The organism is Sulfitobacter rhodophyticola, from assembly GCF_041281685.2.
Taxonomy (GTDB): Bacteria; Pseudomonadota; Alphaproteobacteria; order Rhodobacterales; family Rhodobacteraceae; genus Sulfitobacter.
The window spans coordinates 2,121,872-2,139,461 of sequence record NZ_CP166251.2 but is presented as its reverse complement, the minus strand read 5'-3'; the positions used below and the strand labels follow the sequence as shown (position 1 = coordinate 2,139,461).

Sequence of the window (17,590 nt, the reverse complement as noted above, 5' to 3'; positions counted from 1 at the left end):
AGATCAAATGTGTCGAACTGCGGAAACAAATGACCCGTTTATGGCAGAGATTGTTTCGAAAATACGAAAAAGGCCACACTCGCGCCCAGATTGACAGGGATAAATCCAAGTAACGGCAGCAATCCTTGTTGTCATCACTGGAACGGTTCAATGCTTCATTTTGGCAATGTTGTCCCCCTACCTGAACGGCAGAACGCCGTCCCGTCGCGTATCCCGCCACACCGCAGGATCGACGTGGGACTATTGTCACCGCTTGAACGATCCTATTGCACAATTCCATTTTCCGAAATCAAGGTGTCGCAGGGCGTCATGCACGGCGAACTGCTGGAACATTGCGATGACTTCATGGTCGGGGATACCTTTGTCGTGAACACCGACAGTAGCGCGCTCGCCTCGAACGATCACACCCATTCACCCAAGCCCGCAAACGCGGTGCAGGTCGACTGCCCCACGATCATTGCGCTGGCTAGTTTTGCGGACGTGGTGCGGATGACGATGCTTGACGACACCGGTTGCGGGTACCAGGCATACGCAGTTGCCCCGACGCACGCAGGTATGCGGGCGCCCTATGTTCTGCTGCCCCGCGCCTTGCCGGTCGGCCGCAAGCTGACATTGATCAAGGCAGTCAGCCTTTAGTCCCGCTATTTCGGAAGAACTTGGTTCGCCTATTGCGGCGTGGTCAATCCGCATTGCGCCATGGCGATGCTCAATTCATCGCTCAAAACCTGCCAAAGCGTGTTCAACCCTGCTTCACCGCCCGCGGCGATGGCGAATTGCAGGATGCGGCCAAAGAAGGCGAAATCGGCGCCGCCCTGCATGACCTTGAGCACATCCTCACCCGATCGCAGGCCGCTGTCGAAGAACAATGGGAAATCAGGCCCTACCGCTTCCCGGATAAGAGGGAGTTGCGCAAATGGCGACGGCGCGCTTTCAAGTTGGCGCGCTCCGTGACTTGAGACCTGAATGGCGTCGACACCATTTTCTTTCAGTAATTCAGCATCTTCCGGATCAAGAACGCCTTTGACCACCAGGTGACCCGGCCATGCGTCGCGAATGCGCGCCAGCGTATCCCAATCTGCGGCAGCGCGGCTTTCAGTGCGGTCGAAGTCATAACCGGGCATGTCGAAGTTCGCCATCTGCGGCTTGCCATGAAAGAGCATATTGAGCGACCAAACCGGATGCAGGGCGAAATCGACGAACTGCCGGGGGCCGATGCGGAAGGGCATCTTGAAACCGTGGCGCAGTTCGCGGGGGCGACGGCCCACTTCGGGTACGTCCACGGTCAGGACCAACGTTTCATACCCGGCCATCCGGGCACGTTCGATCAGCTTGAAGGTGCCAGCGCCATCGCCACTGAAATAGATCTGAAACCACGCGTGACCGTCAGCCGTTTCAAGGATCTTCTCAAGCGGCGTAGACGCCACCGTCGATACCCCATGCGGCACCTTGTACCGCGCCGCAAGGCGCGCCAGCATCAGGTCGGCACCCGGCGCGGATAGGTTGCACATGCCCATTGGCGCGATGCCGAAAGGCCGCTCGGTCGTTGTCCCAAAGAGCGATGCAGAAAAGGATCGCGCGCTTACATCTTTTAGAATACGTGGGCGCAGCACGGCAGCATCCAGCGCTGAACGGTTGCGCGTAGCCCCAGTTTCCGTACCCGCGGCACCGTCGATATAGTCGAACACCATCCACGGCAGGTGACGCCTCGCCAACCGACGGGCATCATCAGCGGAATGGATTGCGCGCGCGTTGAGGTGTTTCATCCCTCAGGGGCGCCTTAGCCCGGGTCACGCAGCACATGCACCGCACAGGGCGCATGGCGCACCACGCGCGCCGCGGTCGAGCCGAGCAGATAGTCGATCAGGTCAGGTTTATGGGAGCCCATGACGATGCAATCGGCTTCCTGGACAGCCGCGACATCAATGATCGTCCGGCCGCTGTGGCCCTTGACGATGATCGGCGTCACGTCGGGCAAATCCTTGACCCGCGCTTCAAGTGTTTCCTTGGCCTTCTGAAACGCAGCCTGGACCACCTCTTCGTCCAGATAGGCACTGACCGACCCCTGCGGTGCTTCGTAGACGTGCAAAGCGGTAATTGTGCCACCCGGCGACAGCAAGGCACGGGCAACACCCAGCGCGGTTTGCCCGATGCCATGATCCAAAGCCATGGGAACGAGGATATTGGAATACATGTGCAAGCTCCATAGTAGAGGGGTCGGACCCCGGACGAGGCTGAATGCCGCCCGTCGGTTTCATCAAGGCACCGGGCAGGCGCATATCCCTTGTGACGCGCGGCGTTGACGCCCCTATTGATAAATCTCCGGCAACAACGACGTTGAGATGGCCGGAACATAGGCGATCAGCAGCACCACGATGAACATGCACAGGACAAAGGGCACGGCCCGCACCGCGATCTTCAGGATCGACTCCCCCGTTATTCCCGACACAACAAACAGGTTCAGCCCAAGGGGCGGCGTGATGAAACCGACCCCCAGCGCGGTGATCATCATGATGCAGAACTGAATTTCGTTCATGCCGATGTTGTCGGCCAGCGGTTTGAGGATCGGCGCAAGGATCACGATATTCGGTGTTGTTTCCATCACGCAACCAGCGGCGATAAGGATACCGATCATAAGCAGGATCAGCAGCCATGGCTCATCCGTCAGGCCAGTCACGGAAGTCACGAAACCCTGTGGCACCCCCATGATCGCCAGCGCTTCTGCAAGCGGGGCGGAGAAAGCGATGATCGGCAGGATGACACCGTTGACCTTCGCGGAACTGACCAGCATGGCCGGAAAATCCGCCAGCTTGAGCGTGCCAAGGATGAAACCCATGATGATGGTCACGACCACAGCTGTCGCGCCCGCTTCTGTCGGGGTAAGTCGGCCCGAGAAGATGCCGTAGAAGATGATGCCCGGCACGATGAAGGCATACCATCCGGACTTCAGCGCGCGGCCAAGATTGCCGGTCCATTCCCCAAAGCTGATGTTGCCGCCCCCCTCGTAGCCGTGGATGCGGTTGACGATCAGGTTTGTGATCAGGATCGACAGCAGGATTGCAAGGCCGGGAATAAGGGCGGCAAGGAACAGCGTGGATGCCGATATGCCCAGCACAAGACCAATGATGATATAGGCGATGGATGGCGGGATCAGGATGCCGGTACAGGCACCCGCCGCCACCAGCGCGCAGGCATATGGGCGCGGGTAACCCGATTCCACCAGCCGCGCGATGGTCATCCGCCCTACCGCAGCAGCCCCCGCTGCGTCAGAACCGGAGATCGCCGCGAACATGCCGCAGACCAATACCGTGGCAGAACCAAAGCCACCCTTGGCGAAATTCGTCAGCGCCTCGGCAACGTCGAGGAATTTGCGGCTGAGACCGGTGCGCACCAGCACGTCGCCGGTCAGGATGAACAGCGGCACCGCCGTCAGGGCAAAGGCGTCAATGCCTGCAAAAAGGCTCTCGCCCACAAGGCTGAGCGGTAGGTCGCCCGACATCCACAGCATTACGATCGCGGCGGAACCGATGGCCGCCCAGACCGGCACCGCAAGCGCGATGAGCGCGACAAAAAGAATGACCGGCAGATAGAAATCCCAGCCGAGTTCGACCGTCTGATTAAGGGTATTCCAGAGCATTTGTCAGTTCCCTTTAATCAAACAGCGTATCGCCTTCAAAAACGGGGGTCCCGTTCTTGAGGCTGCGGAAATCGCGCACGAAGGATTGCAGCAATCGCCAGATGATCAGGGCAAAACCCAGCGGGACCGCCATCAGGAACCAGACCTTGGAGATCCGCAGCCCGTCCGTGACCGACCCGAACTTGGCGGAGACATGAACCGTCTCATACGACCAGTAGAGCGCGATGACCGCCACGACGAACATCACCAGATCACCAAGGATATACAGCAGCGCCTTGGGGCGTGGCGGCAGATAGTGCATGACCACGTCAATGCGGATGTGCGCGCGCTCCTTCACCGCCGCGGCGGCCCCGATCCACGCCAGATAGATGAACGAATAGCGCACGATCTCTTCGCCCCAGATCGACGAATACGAGAATATCTCGCGTCTGAGCACTTCGATGGCCATGGTGATGACCAGCATCACGTAGAAGGTCAGCAGCAGCCAGCGTTCGGCGTTTCGGTCCAGGTTTCGGAGGAACTCCATGGCGTATCCAGTCTGTTGGCATCGCGTTCGCCCCGCGCCGTCTTGGCGCTGATGCGAATGGGGAATCGTATCTGGCAAGGAAAACAGGCACCCGGTGAAGGGTGCCTGTGCGGCGCGTTACGCGTCGTGTACGTAGTACTTGCCTTGAGTGCCCGCCGCCTCTTCCATCTTTGCAAAGGCGTCCATGGACCCGGCAAGCTCCGTCTTGAATGTGTCCCATTCGCTTAACTGATAGCCGCCTGCGGCCTTCCATTCGGCCAGTTGATCTTCGCTGAGCGAGTGGAATTCGACACCGGCCTTGGCCAGCTCCGCCATTGCATAGGCACGCGCCGAAGGCACCTTGGACAGGTTCTGGTGCGCGGTCATCTCGGACCCCCACATGATCCCTTCCTGCACATCGGCAGGCATGGAATTGAACCATTCAAGGTTGCACGAATAAACCTGGCTGTCCGGGACCGCCTGCGTGAAGGTCACGTGAGAAAGGATATCCTTGAAACCGAAGACATAAAGCGCGCCTACGGAAGGATCGAGCGCGTCCGCCACACCCTGCTTGATCGCAGAAGGCGTTTCACCCCAAGCGACCGGCGTCGGGTTTGCGCCGACCATCCGGTAGTATTGTTGCAGCATCTTGGAACCGGGAACGCGGAACTTCACGCCGGACAGATCGCTGGGGCTGAGCACCGCACCGGCACCACCTTTGCGGACCGCGACCACCCGGGGATCGATGTTGACATAGAAAAGCGCCTTGAACCCAGCGGCCTCGACCTTCGGATGCACTTCCGTGTTCCAGAAGCCAGAATTCACGAGGTTGGTGAAGCGCTGATTGGAACCGCAAAGGTAGGGCATGTTGATCAGGTCAACGGTGGACGCAAAGGGCGCAAAGTTGGACAGGGAATGCTGCGCGGCCTGAATGGTGCCGCCCTGCACCTTTTGCACGAGCGATCCGCCCGCACCCAGCTGGCCACCGGGGGCCAGCTTCACATACACCTTGCCGTTTGTGGCGTTCTGGATGTTTTCTTTCAGGTCCAGCTGCATGATCGGATAGCTGCGTGATGCGCCCAGAACATAAGCCGTCGCTACAGTCATGATGTGCTCGGCGGCATTTTCGCGGTCGCGTTCTTCATTGGCCGTCTGTGCCGCGGCCTCGGAAGACCAAAGCATGCCACCCGCACCCGCAACCATGGCTGCCGTGAAGCCGCCCGTTGCTGTCAGTTTCAGAAAATTGCGCCGCTCGGCCGAAGCCAGCTCTTTGCGTTCGTCGTTCATTATCATTCCTCCCGGTGGGTCTTTAGCTGCCGTTTTTGTCTTTATGGTCAGCTTCTTTTTTCAAAATTGCGACGACGAACAGGATCGACGCCGTGAACAGAACCAGCATCTCGCCCACGTCACCCACGACGGCGGCGTTCGCAAAAGCACCTAGTGCGACATTTGCAAAATAGAGTGCAAATACGACAATTGAGGCGGCGAGAAACATAAGATGCGCTCCTGAAAGGCTCGGCTCTGCGGATCACTGTAAGCGCTTACATATCCCAATGCAACAGCTTACATTGCCAAATATTCACGCAGGTCAGATCATTTTCGACTTATCTTCATTGTGATATCGGCGTTCTAGAATCTGCTGCCGCAGGGCAGGAGCAGGCAAGCCGGAAGGTTTTCGCGCCGGAGCGTAGTGTAGCGAACGTATGGCCCCAGAAAGGTGCGTTTATTAGCAATTCATGAAGTTTGGACATGTTAATCGTTGCCCTGCACGTGCTTTCGTTTATCACTTGCGCAAATAAAAACATGAAGCAGGCAGATGCAGAATAAATCCGGCGCCGCGCAACCAGACCACGGGCCACTCCATGCCCGCGACTGGGTAAAGACCCTTTCCAAGTATCGCGAGCCAGACGTGGGGCGCAGCGCTCTTGAACTGGCGGTCACTCTCGTCCCGTTTGTGGCTCTTTGGGCACTTGCGTGGTTGTCGCTCTCCATCAGCGCTTGGCTGACGATTGCTATTTCGCTGTGCAACGCCGCGTTTCTTCTCAGGCTGTTTGCGATACAGCACGATTGCGGGCATGGCGCATTCTTCAACAACCGCACGCTCAGCGATTGGCTGGGGCGTGTACTGGGTGTGTTGACGTTGACACCTTACGACGTCTGGCGCAGGTCCCATGCGCTTCATCACAGTGCGGCGGGAAATCTTGGTCGGCGCGGGATCGGGGATATTCACACATTGACGGTTGCCGAATATCAAGCGTTATCGCCGCTGAAGCGTCTTGGTTACCGCCTCTATCGTCACCCCATTGTGCTTTTCGGACTTGGACCGGGATACCTTTTCTTTTTACAGAACAGGCTGCCGCTGGGCTTGATGGCCAATGCCCGATACTGGGTCAGCGCGATGTGTACCAATGCCGCGATCCTCATCACATTGTCATTGATCCTCTATTTCGGCGGGCTGATGCCGATCTTGTTGATATTTCTGCCCTCGACAATCCTCGCAGCCACCGCAGGTGTGTGGCTCTTTTACGTTCAGCATCAGTTCGAAGCGACCCATTGGGAGGAGGAGCCCGATTGGGATTTGCACCATGCTGCCCTTCACGGCAGTTCGCATTATGTCCTACCGTCGGTTTTGCAGTGGGTCAGTGCCAATATCGGCATTCACCATGTGCACCACCTGTACAGCCGTATCCCGTTCTACCGCCTGCCTGAAGTGCTCCGGGATCATACCGCACTGGCCGAAGGCAACCGGATGACAATCCGCGAAAGCCTTGCCAGCGCGCGACTGCATCTGTGGGATGAAGAGAGCAGGACCCTGCTATCCTTTGCGCAGGTGCGGGCGTTACGCTGACGTAAGGCGATGGCCGCTCAGGATGCCGCCAGCGCTTTCATGATCGGGATAAAATCGGCCGCCTTCAGGGACGCACCGCCCACCAGACCGCCATCGACGTCCGGCAGCGCGAAAATCTCTGCCGCGTTGGCCGCCTTGACCGATCCGCCGTAGAGGACCGAAAGGTCCGCGCCGTCGCCGGTGTGGCTGGCCAGCATGTCACGGACTTCTGCATGCGTGGTCTGTATTTCCTCAGATGTCGGTGTCAGACCCGTACCGATTGCCCAGACCGGTTCATAGGCGATGACGGTGTTTTGCGGCGTTGCCCCCTGCGGGACGGAACCGCTGATCTGGGTGCGCAGGACGTCCAGCGTTCGGCCCGCTTCGTAGTCTTTGCGCGTCTCTCCGATACAGATGATCGCGGTCAGCCCAGCGGCCCACGCGGCTTGCGCCTTGGCCGCGATATCCGCGTCCTTTTCACCATGATCGCTGCGCCGTTCGGAATGGCCCACGATCACGTAACTGGCCCCGGCATCCGCCAGCATCGTGGCAGCAGTATCGCCTGTATGCGCCCCTTGCGAAGCGGTGTGGCAATCCTGCCCGCCAAGCGCCAGCCCGCTGTCCGCCGCCCGCGACAGAAGCGTAGCAGGCAGGCACAGAACAGTGACGATGCCCGCCAAGTCCCGCGCGGCCTGCGCAATCGCATCCACGTGGGACAGGTCGGCAGAGGTGCCGAACATCTTCCAATTTCCGGCGGCAAATTTGCATCTTTGGGTCATGGGTGGGGTTCCCTTTCGGTAAGGCTGCAGACGCCCTTATGGGTCACATGGAGCGTACGGCAAATAGGCGGTCCCGGGCCTAGCGACCCTTGCCAACATCATCCTCTTTGAGGTTCAACAAGGCCATGCCGCTGTTGCCCAAATCAACTGCGGCAAACGGCCCACCATGGTAGAAGTTGCCCGGATCCTGTGGATCAAGCGGCCCGGCTTCGGCATAGATCTCCTGCGCAAACTGTTCGGCGTTGTCTTTCGGGCGGTAGCCCAGATGTGCGGCCCCCGTATTGTCAACAGGCGCGCGGTCGTTGTTGGATACCCCGTAGACAATGGAAAATCCGGTGATCGGCGTGTCGACGGCACGTGTAACAAGCTGGATCAGATCATCATAGCTGAGCCAGCTTCCCACCGCGCGGGGGTTTGAGACCTGCGCACAGCTGAGAATGCGTAAGCACACCGCTTCCAATCCGCGTTTGTCCCAGTACATGCTGGCAAGGTCTTCGGCAAAGCACTTTGCAAGGCCATAAAAGGTGTCAGGCTTGTGTGCTGCGTCAATGCCGATGCACTGGTTCTTGGGATGCATCCCGACGGCGTGGATCGAAGAGGCATAGACCACCCGACGCAGACCGTTGCGGTGTGCAGCTTCCCAGATGTTGTAGGCACCGATGAAGTTTGGGCCGAGCAGTTCCTCAAACGGAGCCTCATCCACGATGGCACCGAAATGTACCACCATGTCTGCGCCTTTGAGCAGATCGAGCATCGCGTCCATATCCGCAAGATCGGCTTTGACGTAGGTTTCGTTGGACAGAAGCCCGTCCAACGCGTCGACCTGATCAGTCGAAACAAGAGCGTCGCACATCTTGGACAGCGGTTCGCGCAAGTAGGAACCAAGGCGGCCGGCAGCACCGGTGAGAACAAGTTTTTTCATGGGTTCGGGTCCTTTATGGGGATTCAACGTTTCAATTGAGTTTGCTTTTGACGTCAGCCAACAGGGCATCGGTGGCACGCGCAAGCAGTCCGGTATCGGCACCGCAGGCGACGAATGTGAACCCGTCGTTCAGCAATTCAGCGGCGAAATCGGCGTTTTGTACTAGTGTGCCCACGGGCACATTTCGCGCCATGAGCTTCTGCGCGGCAGGGCGGATCAACGTCCAGACTTCCGGATCAAGGGGTTGTCCCAGCTTGCCGATATCCGCGGCAATATCCGCAGGCCCGAAAAACACACCCGAAACACCTTCGAGGGTGCCGATCTGCTCAGCCTGTTCAATCGCTGCGCGGGTTTCGAGTTGCAGCAGGATTGTCGTCTCATCCTCGATCCGCGCAGTGTAGTCAGCGATGCGTCCGAACTTGTTGGCCCGTGTTCCACCGGAAAACCCCCGCACGCCATGCGGCGGATAACGAGTAGCGGCGATGGCGCGCTGTGCCTCTTGCACCGATTGGATCATCGGGAACATCAGCCCCGGCGCCCCCAGATCGAGCAGGCGTTTGACCGCAACGGCATCATTCCATTCGACACGTACGATGGCGGTGGTGTCGCTGGCTGCGAATGCCTGAAGTTGACCTAAAACGCTGAGATAATCGTTCGGGCTATGCTCCATATCCACGAGCGCCCAGTCAAAACCGGCAGGCGCGACCACATCCGCAGCGAAGTTGCTGCACAGGCTGACCCAGAGACCGATCTGCTTTTGCTGCGCCTTGAGGGCTTGATTAAAAGCGTTCGTTGCAAGCTGCATCAGATTTCCTGTCCTTTTGCGATGGCATCCTGAACGGCGGCTATGTCTGCATCCGAAAGGCCGTAGTCGCTTGCAGCAGCCTCGGCCGAAATATAGCCGCGTGCGAGGTCCCGTTTGACCGCTGCCGGATCCCGCTTTGACGGATCGCCATAACCCGCGCCCCCGGGAAAGGCCATCAACACCTTGCGCCCGTGCGGGACGAATTGCTTGCCCTTCACGCGCATCGTCGTTCCGTCATCCTGTGCAATTGTCGTAGGCGCTCCTGCCGCCCCGCCGCGCCGACCGCGCGCGGGATGCGCGCCGCGATCAAACATTGCCTGAATGTCAAATTCGTGCCCGTCCATCGCGCCGACCTCCATGTATTGCCCGAGGCCGCCACGGGTGCGTCCGGCGCCTCCGCTGTCAGGGCGTAGTTCCTTGCGCCAGATGATGACGGGACCTGCATGTTCCGTCGCTTCGATCGGCATGGTCATCACGCCCGAAGGGAATGCGGTTGCGTTCAGGCCGTCATGTTCAGGACGCGCGCCAGAACCACCGGAATTGAACGTCAGCACCTCGACCCGGCGCGCATCTGGCGGCGCAGGTGCATCCGTGCGAGGGCGCAAGGAGAGCTGGAAATTGCAAAGGCACCCCGCCCCTTCGGCAGGCACCAGACCCGGCACGATCTTGTCAAAGGCGTCAAACACCACATCCGGAACAAAGTGACCAACGATGTGACGCAGTGCGACGGGTGCGGGATGGACGGCGTTGACGATTGTGTTTTCGGGGGCGGTCACTTCGAAAGGCGCAAGACTTGCGGCGTTGTTGGGAATGTCAGGCGCAATAGCGACCTTGAGCGCATAGCAGGCATAGGCCTTGGCATAGACCAGCGGGCAATTGATGCCCTTCTTGTCCACACCGGATGTGCCTGTGAAATCCGTCAGGATGCGGTCGCTTTTGACGGTTACCTTGACCTTGAGCGTGATGGGCGTGTCAAACCCGTCCACCGTCATCTCGCCCTGCGCCTCCTTGCGAGGCAGCGCCGCGATGGCCTGAAGGGTTGCACGGCGCGAATTGTCGAGGATGAACGCCGCGATCCCGCCCAGATCATCGAGCGCGAATTCTTCCATCATGTCGATCAGGCGACGGTGGCCGATTTCGTTGCAAGTCGCCAAAGCGTAAATGTCGCCGATCAACTGATCCGGTTCGCGCACGTTGCCGCGGATGATCCGGGTCAGGGTTTCATCCACTTCGCCGCGCACGGCGAATTTCATGATCGGGATATAAAGCCCCTCCTCGTAGACGCTGTGCGCATCCGCGCCAAACCCGCGCCCACCGATGTCGACCACATGCGCCGTGCAAGCGAAGAACCCCACCAGAACGCCCTTGTGAAAAGACGGGGTGACCATGGTGATGTCGTGCAGATGGCCCGTCCCTTCCCAAGGATCATTGGTGATGTAGATGTCCCCTTCGAAAATGTTCTGCCGTCCAATGCGGCGAATGAAATGCGCCACTGCATCGGCCATGGCGTTCACATGCCCCGGCGTACCCGTCACCGCCTGCGCCAGCATCTGACCCTGCGTGTCGTACACCCCGGCAGACAGGTCGCCCGCTTCGCGCACGGAAGTGGAAAAAGCCGTCCGCACAAGTGCTTGCGCCTGTTCCTCCACCACTGAGATCAGGCGGTTCCACATGACCTGGAAGGCGACATTGGAATGCTGCTGGCTCATGTCCAAACCCCCTGCCCCTTGGCGCGCACATCGATGCAGCCGTCAGGCTGGCAGATCGCTTCGCGGCTGCTGGGGATGATAATGGTGGTTTCGTCTTCGGTCACGGCTGCGGGGCCTGTGGCGCGCTGGCCTGTCGTGATCGCGGCACGTTCGATGACCTGCGCTTCAAGAAAGCTGGCGCTGGCCGGGTCGAAGATCTGGCGCATGCCGGATGGTTTTGCAGGCTGCCCGGCAGGCACGGGTTCTACAGGTGATATCCGTTCGGGCCGGGTGGTGGCGTTGACAGACCAGACCGTGATTTCGATATCCATACCCGCAACAGGACGGGCAAATAGCTTGATGTATTCCTCTTCAAAACGTCTTTCGAAGGTGGCGGCGTCAGGTGTCATGGCCTGATCTTCGGCCAAATCAATCGGGATTTCCCAGCCCTGTCCTGTGTACCGCATGTAAACCTTGAATTCGCTCAGTATCTCCGCTTGAGCGTCACAAGTCCGCACAAACCCCGTCGCTTCGCGCTTGAGTTCGGTCAGCAGATCACGAATGACCTTGGCATCAAAGTCACTGAGCTTCATGTAGACGGACCGGTTCGCTTCGAAACTGTAGGGCGCGCGCAGGAACCCGATGGCCGAGCCGACACCGGCACCGGGCGGCACGATCAACCGATCCACGCCCAGCTTTTCGCACAAGCGACCTGCGTGCAGGGGTGCTGCCCCACCAAAGGCAATCATGGTGTATTCGCTGAGGTCTTCGCCATTCTCAACCGCATGCACGCGCGCCGCGTTGGCCATGTTTTCGTCCACCACTTCGGCAATGCCGAAGGCGGCACCCACCGCATCCGTGTCCAGTTCCTGTGCAATGTGGTGATCCAGAACGGCCTTCGCCTGGTCAGGAAACAGGGGGATCGAACCACCCGCGAAAGTGTCCGGGTCCAGCTTGCCCAGAACCAGATCGGCATCGGTCACGGCCGGTTTGTCCCCGCTGCGGCCATAGCAAGCCGGCCCAGGTTCTGATCCGGCGCTTTCGGGGCCAACACGGATCTGTCGCATGCTGTCCACATGGGCAAGACTGCCACCGCCTGCACCAATCTCCACCATGTCAATCACCGGGATCGAAATCGGCATGCCGGACCCTTTCTTGAAGCGGTAGGTGCGTGCCACTTCGAACACGCGGCTGGTTTTCGGGGTCTGGTTCTTGATCAGGCAGATCTTGGCTGTGGTGCCGCCCATGTCAAAGCTGAGCACCTTGTCAATGCCGTAGCCCCCGGCGATATGTGCGGCGAACACCGCCCCGCCAGCAGGGCCGGATTCCACCAGACGCACCGGAAATTCCGCCGCATTGCTGAGCGAGGTGATCCCGCCACCCGAGTGCATCAGGAAGACGCGGCATCCCACACCTTCCGCCGCCAACCGGTCTTCCAACCGACCGAGATAGGAGGCCATCAACGGTTTGATGTAGGCATTGGCCACGACAGTATTGAACCGTTCGTATTCACGCATCTGCGGGGACACTTCCGCAGAGATGGAGACGGAAAGGTCAGGCAACAGTTCGGTCAGCACATCGCGTACCATCTGTTCATGCGCGGGGTTGAGGTAGGAATGGATCAGGCCCACAGCGACACTGTCGTATCTCGCCTGCGCGATGCGGTCGGCAACCGCTTCGACGTCAGCCCGGTCAAGCGGGATCATCACCTCGCCCATGGCATTCACGCGCTCCGTCACGGTAAAACGCGCCTGGCGCGGCAGCAGTGGGTCGGGCAGATTCAGGTTCAGATCGTATTGTTCAAACCGGGATTCGGTGCGCATTTCGATCACGTCGCGAAACCCTTGCGTGGTGATCAACGCAGTCTTGGCCCCGCGCCGTTCAATCAGCGCATTGGTTGCCAGCGTTGTGCCGTGGATGATCTGGCCTATCCGATCCGGTGTGATCCCAGCCTGCGCGCAGACCTGGTGCATCCCGTTGATGATCGCGTTTTCCGGCGCGTCGTAGGTGGTCAGCACCTTGGTCGAGAAAACGCCGCCGCCCTTTTCAAGCACAACATCCGTGAATGTCCCGCCGATATCGGCACCCAAGCGGATGGAGGTGCTTTTCATGGTGTATTCCTTTGCCCGCGCCCCGCAATGCTCTGACGATTCCTCAGTTGAGCCGCATTGGAGGACTATGCACAGGACGCAAGGAAGACAAAATCCATAATCTGCACGCCGACTTCAATTGCCCTTCCCCCTTGCAGGCGGATAGCGGTTGAAGCACTTTCCCGACAATGCTGCGCAAGGAGACACCCATGGCAAAACTCACTGAGGCCGCGAAAGGCGTCTTTGTGATCTCAGTCACGCCCTTCACGCCTGAAGGCGCAATTGATTGGGCGTCGCTGGACAGGGTGACAGATTTCTACCTGCAAGCAGGTGCGGACGGTCTGACCATTCTCGGCATGATGGGCGAAGCGCCCAAACTTACCCCGACGGAATCCGCCGAAGTGGCGCGACGCGTGATCGGCCGGGCGGGCGATGTGCCCGTAATTGTCGGCGTGTCCTCTCCGGGATTGGCTGCGTTGACGGCACTTTCAGCCGAGGTGATGGAAATGGGCGCGGCAGGCGTGATGGTCGCGCCGCCGGGCGCTCTCAAGACCGACCCTCAGATCCATGGGTACTACGGTGGCGTCGTCTCGGCTTTGGGTCCCGATACGCCCGTGGTGTTGCAGGATTTTCCGCTCACGACCGGCGTGCATATCAGTGATGATATTCTGGGTCGGATCATTGATGACATGCCGTCGATCGTGATGCTCAAGCACGAGGACTGGCCCGGCCTGAACAAGATCAGCACGCTGCGTGCCGCCGAGACGGGGGGGCGGCGGCGCATTTCGGTGCTGTGTGGCAACGGTGGCAGTTTCCTGGTGGAGGAAATCGCCCGTGGTGCAGACGGCGCGATGACCGGTTTTGCCTACCCCGAAATGATGGTGGATGTCTGTCGTCTGATGACCGCTGGCGATCAGGATCGCGCGCAGGATCTGTTTGACGCCTACATGCCGCTCATCAGGTACGAGATGCAGCCCGGTCAGGGGCTGGCCGTGCGCAAACATGTGCTGGCGCGGCGCAGGGTGATCGCGTCAGCGGCCCTGCGCGCGCCCGGCGCGATGCTGGACAAGGTGACGGCGGCAGAGGTTGATCGGCTGATGGACCGACTGCACATCCGGCTGGATGAGCTGGGTGCAGATGTCGCATTGCAGTACACGTCCGCATGACCCGCCTTTTGATCACGCGGCCCTTGCCCAAAACGGTTGTAGCAGCCGCAATGGAAAGCTTTGAGGTGACGGTCCGCCCGGAAAACACGCCCCTTAGCCGGGATGAAATTGCGACCGCCCTGCGCGACTATGACGCCGTTTTGCCGACCTTGGGAGACCGCTTTGATGCCCAGGCGTTGGCGGGGACGCATCGGTGCAGGATCCTTGCGAACTTCGGCGTCGGGTTCAATCACATCGACGCAGAAGCCGCGCGCGACGCGGGAATCGAGGTTACCAACACCCCCGGCGCCGTGACGGATGCCACGGCAGACATCGCCATGACACTGATGCTGATGACGTGCAGACGCGCTGGTGAGGGGGAGCGCATGGTACGCGCCGGAACATGGGAAGGCTGGCATCCGACGCAGCTTTTGGGGATGCACCTGACCGGCAAACGGCTGGGTGTGGTGGGCATGGGCCGCATCGGTCAGGCGATTGCCAAGCGCGCGCAGGGCGGCTTCGATATGGACATCGTGTTCTATAACCGGTCCAAGCTAAATGACCTGCCCTTTCCCGCGCGCCAGTTGCCGGATCTGGAGGCCGTTCTGAAAGCGGCAGACGTGGTTGTTCTCGCGGTTCCCGCCACGCCACAAACGCATCATCTTGTTAACGCGGCGGCATTGGCAGCGATGCAACCGCATGCGTACTTGATCAACATCGCCCGCGGTGACGTGGTGGACGAGACCGCGCTGATTGATGCACTGCAAGCGAACAAGATCGCAGGCGCGGGTCTGGATGTGTACGAGTTCGAGCCAACCGTGCCAGCGGCCCTGACCCGGATGGAAAACGTGACGCTGCTGCCGCATTTGGGAACCTCCGCACTGGAGGTGCGGGAGCAGATGGGATTGATGGCGTTGGACAATCTCAAGGCATTCTTTAGTGGGAATACCCCGCCCAACCGGGTTTGAGGGATACGTTGCCCGTTCAGTAAAGCTTTGCAACGGTCGTTTGCGCCGCGCGCGCCTGCAGAATGGCGGGTGGCACGCGCGGTACCGTAAAGCGGAAAACGCTGCCCTGTCCGGGCGGACAGGATACAGAAACCTCTCCCCCCCATGCTGAAACGGTCTTCTTGAGGAAGGACAGGCCCAGACCCGATCCTTCCCTTTTGGCGGACAGCCTTTCAAACGGTTCAAAGATGCGTTTGCGGTATTTCTCCGGTATTCCCGGTCCATCATCGGCAACCTCGATGACGATGGTTTCTCCGTCAACATGACCGCGGATGCAGATCACCCCTTCGGCCCGGTCATGATGTTTGACGGCATTCGAAATCAAGTTGCGCAGCACCGCATCAAGAGCGGTTGGGTCTACAAGGATGTCCGGGATATCCGGTGCGATATCGACACGAAACCCAACGCGAAGCGCAGCCAACGGCAGGATCGCTTTCAGACGGTCCGCAATATTCACGAAAACCGGGAAAAGCGATTGTTCATCGGCCGTGGCATGGTCAAGAAGGTCTTCGACCAATTGGGTCATGCGCCGCGAAAGGGTTTGCATGACACCCATGTTTTCCAGGACTTCATCCGGCAAGGCATGGCAGGAAGCCTGCAGGTCTTCCTCCAGAAATTCGAGCAAGCCGGTCTGCTGCTGAAGCGGCGCCTTGAGGTCATGGGCCACAAGCATCGTGAAGTGTTCCAGTTTTTTGTTTGATGTCTCAAGCCTCACGTTTTGGCTGGATATCAGCTGCGCCTGATCATAGAGGTTGGACATGTCGACACGCACAGATGCATAGTGTTTCGCCCCGACACGGAAATCTGCGGCTTCGAAAACCTGGCCGTGGGTGCCCTTGAGCATTCGGCGCATCGTGTGCCCCGCCTTCAGTTTCACAAGCAGGTTGTCAGTCATCCTGCGTGCTTCATCGGGCGACTTGGCCTCAGACATATTGCCGCTGACGAAGGATTCCGTGACCATTTCACGAAGTGATCCCCCCTTCTTCATGCTGCCGATCATTTCCGGAAAGGCACGGGAGAACCCCTTGTTCCAATGCACGGTGCGGAAATTGTCGTCGAAGATCGCAATCGCGGCTTCCACACCGTCAAGCGCATCCACCAGTAGACGGTTTTCTTCCGTTTCCTTGCCCAAGCGTTTGACGGTACGCGCATGTGACATGCTGCGCCGCATGGCAATGACCGCACCGGACGCGAATATCGCCAGGAGGAAACTGCCCCACAGGATGATCTCCCGTTCGATGATACGGGTTGGCGTGCCGAACCAGATATCGTAAAATGCGCTGATCTCGGCAGGGGTCAGATTGCCATTTATCTCGGCATTGAAAGCGGCCAGCAGATCAGGACGCTGTGGGCTGACATAGAAGACCAGCGGGAATTCGGCCAAGGCCGGTTCGATGGCGTCGACCAACGGATCAATCCCCATCAAGCGAAGCCGCGACTGCAGTCCGTTGGCAGGGGCGACAATCGCATCCACCTGTTCGGTCATCATTGCCATGATCAGTTGGTCCAGACTGCCGATTGGCACCACCTGCGCGTCCGGGACAAGTTTGACAACCTTCATTCCAACCGATCCCGACACGGCACCGATGCGTCGGCCCGCAAAATCCTCAACGCGGCGTTCGGTCCCGTCCTTCTTTGCAAAAAGCAGGGTGCGGAAGGTGCCCAGGGCACTAGTATATGGCGCAAGCTCCGCACGCGCATCGGTCTGGCCAAGAAGATTGGACACATCGGCTTCACCCCGGGCCAACATGTCGATAACACCAGCCGGATTGCTTGCCCGAACAGCATTGAGCGTGCGTCCGTCCGCTTCCGCCAAACGCCGGGCAAGATCAATGGCGAGTCCCTGTGCTGTCCCGTCGGCCCCGGTGAAGGAATAAGGTGCGAATTCGTGGTAGGCGAATCTGACGGGGGCATCGGTCTGGGCCTGCGCAAGGGCTTGAACAGCGCCCAGAAGGCCACCTGACAGAACTCCCAGCAAACCGCAGACCTGCGCGACCGCAAAAAGCCGCACCTTCAGTCTTGAAACGAGTTGATGGAAGGCGGTGTCACATCGCATACTTCTGGATCCGTCGGTTGTCTTATTACACGGGAGATGACCCCGCCTGCGAACCGCCAGCTATCGCAGCAAAGTCTGGAGGGCAGGTTAACGCAAACGCAAATATCGGGGCTTGCGCCTGAGGACCACGAA

16 protein-coding genes are annotated in these 17,590 nt (G+C 59.3%); 4 read left to right on the top strand and 12 right to left on the bottom strand.

The features are described from left to right. Positions 1-150: 150 nt before the first annotated feature. A complete protein-coding gene (locus AB4X18_RS11510; protein WP_370400214.1) occupies positions 151-636 on the top strand; it encodes a hypothetical protein in 486 nt (161 codons plus the stop codon). Positions 637-665: 29 nt separating this feature from the next. Here the strand turns inward: AB4X18_RS11510 and AB4X18_RS11505 are convergent, their stop codons facing one another. From AB4X18_RS11505 to AB4X18_RS11480, 6 genes are all read right to left on the bottom strand, one after another. Further along, positions 666-1,763, bottom strand: a complete 1,098-nt coding sequence (locus AB4X18_RS11505) for an alpha-hydroxy acid oxidase (RefSeq protein ID WP_370400213.1) — start codon at positions 1,761-1,763, stop codon at positions 666-668. A gap of 14 nt (positions 1,764-1,777) precedes the next feature. Beyond that, positions 1,778-2,191, bottom strand: coding sequence for a universal stress protein (locus AB4X18_RS11500; protein ID WP_370400212.1), 414 nt, complete (start codon positions 2,189-2,191; stop codon positions 1,778-1,780). Positions 2,192-2,305: 114 nt separating this feature from the next. Beyond that, the gene (locus AB4X18_RS11495; RefSeq protein ID WP_370400211.1) at positions 2,306-3,634 is read right to left on the bottom strand and encodes a TRAP transporter large permease; all 1,329 of its coding nucleotides are present in this window, start codon (positions 3,632-3,634) and stop codon (positions 2,306-2,308) included. A gap of 13 nt (positions 3,635-3,647) precedes the next feature. Next, positions 3,648-4,160 (bottom strand): TRAP transporter small permease, encoded by a 513-nt coding sequence (locus AB4X18_RS11490; protein ID WP_370400210.1) that lies wholly within the window; start codon positions 4,158-4,160, stop codon positions 3,648-3,650. A 117-nt stretch (positions 4,161-4,277) separates the two neighbouring features. Then, a complete protein-coding gene (locus AB4X18_RS11485; RefSeq protein WP_370400209.1) occupies positions 4,278-5,426 on the bottom strand; it encodes a TRAP transporter substrate-binding protein in 1,149 nt (382 codons plus the stop codon). A gap of 22 nt (positions 5,427-5,448) precedes the next feature. Continuing rightward, positions 5,449-5,634 (bottom strand): hypothetical protein, encoded by a 186-nt coding sequence (locus AB4X18_RS11480; protein ID WP_370400208.1) that lies wholly within the window; start codon positions 5,632-5,634, stop codon positions 5,449-5,451. Between the two features lie 321 nt (positions 5,635-5,955). Here AB4X18_RS11480 and AB4X18_RS11475 point away from each other — a divergent pair, with 321 nt between their 5' ends. Then, positions 5,956-6,987 carry a fatty acid desaturase gene (locus AB4X18_RS11475; protein ID WP_370400207.1) on the top strand — a complete coding sequence of 344 codons (1,032 nt, stop codon included), beginning with the start codon at positions 5,956-5,958 and terminating at the stop codon, positions 6,985-6,987. A 17-nt stretch (positions 6,988-7,004) separates the two neighbouring features. On the opposite strand, the gene tpiA is transcribed toward AB4X18_RS11475, so the two are convergent. The 5 genes from tpiA to AB4X18_RS11450 form a co-directional block, all read right to left on the bottom strand. Next, positions 7,005-7,745, bottom strand: a complete 741-nt coding sequence (tpiA, locus tag AB4X18_RS11470; protein WP_370400206.1) for a triose-phosphate isomerase — start codon at positions 7,743-7,745, stop codon at positions 7,005-7,007. A 79-nt stretch (positions 7,746-7,824) separates the two neighbouring features. Next, entirely contained in the window at positions 7,825-8,667 is an 843-nt protein-coding gene (locus tag AB4X18_RS11465) for an NAD-dependent epimerase/dehydratase family protein (protein WP_432816612.1), read from the bottom strand. 31 nt (positions 8,668-8,698) lie between these two features. Next, positions 8,699-9,472 carry an HpcH/HpaI aldolase family protein gene (locus AB4X18_RS11460; RefSeq protein WP_370400205.1) on the bottom strand — a complete coding sequence of 258 codons (774 nt, stop codon included), beginning with the start codon at positions 9,470-9,472 and terminating at the stop codon, positions 8,699-8,701. After that, positions 9,472-11,181, bottom strand: a complete 1,710-nt coding sequence (locus AB4X18_RS11455) for a hydantoinase B/oxoprolinase family protein (RefSeq protein WP_370400204.1) — start codon at positions 11,179-11,181, stop codon at positions 9,472-9,474. Before AB4X18_RS11455 ends, AB4X18_RS11460 begins: the two co-directional genes overlap by 1 nt. After that, the gene (locus AB4X18_RS11450) at positions 11,178-13,271 is read right to left on the bottom strand and encodes a hydantoinase/oxoprolinase family protein (RefSeq protein ID WP_370400203.1); all 2,094 of its coding nucleotides are present in this window, start codon (positions 13,269-13,271) and stop codon (positions 11,178-11,180) included. The genes AB4X18_RS11455 and AB4X18_RS11450 overlap by 4 nt, the downstream gene beginning before the upstream one ends. Positions 13,272-13,459: 188 nt before the next feature. On the opposite strand from AB4X18_RS11450, the gene AB4X18_RS11445 reads away from it, so the two are divergent. Then, positions 13,460-14,416 carry a dihydrodipicolinate synthase family protein gene (locus tag AB4X18_RS11445; protein WP_432816611.1) on the top strand — a complete coding sequence of 319 codons (957 nt, stop codon included), beginning with the start codon at positions 13,460-13,462 and terminating at the stop codon, positions 14,414-14,416. Beyond that, positions 14,413-15,363 (top strand): 2-hydroxyacid dehydrogenase, encoded by a 951-nt coding sequence (locus AB4X18_RS11440; protein ID WP_370400202.1) that lies wholly within the window; start codon positions 14,413-14,415, stop codon positions 15,361-15,363. Before AB4X18_RS11445 ends, AB4X18_RS11440 begins: the two co-directional genes overlap by 4 nt. Before the next feature lie 16 nt (positions 15,364-15,379). Here AB4X18_RS11440 and AB4X18_RS11435 read toward each other — a convergent pair whose 3' ends face one another. Then, a complete protein-coding gene (locus AB4X18_RS11435) occupies positions 15,380-17,413 on the bottom strand; it encodes an ATP-binding protein (RefSeq protein WP_432816610.1) in 2,034 nt (677 codons plus the stop codon). Between the last annotated feature and the right edge of the window lie 177 nt (positions 17,414-17,590).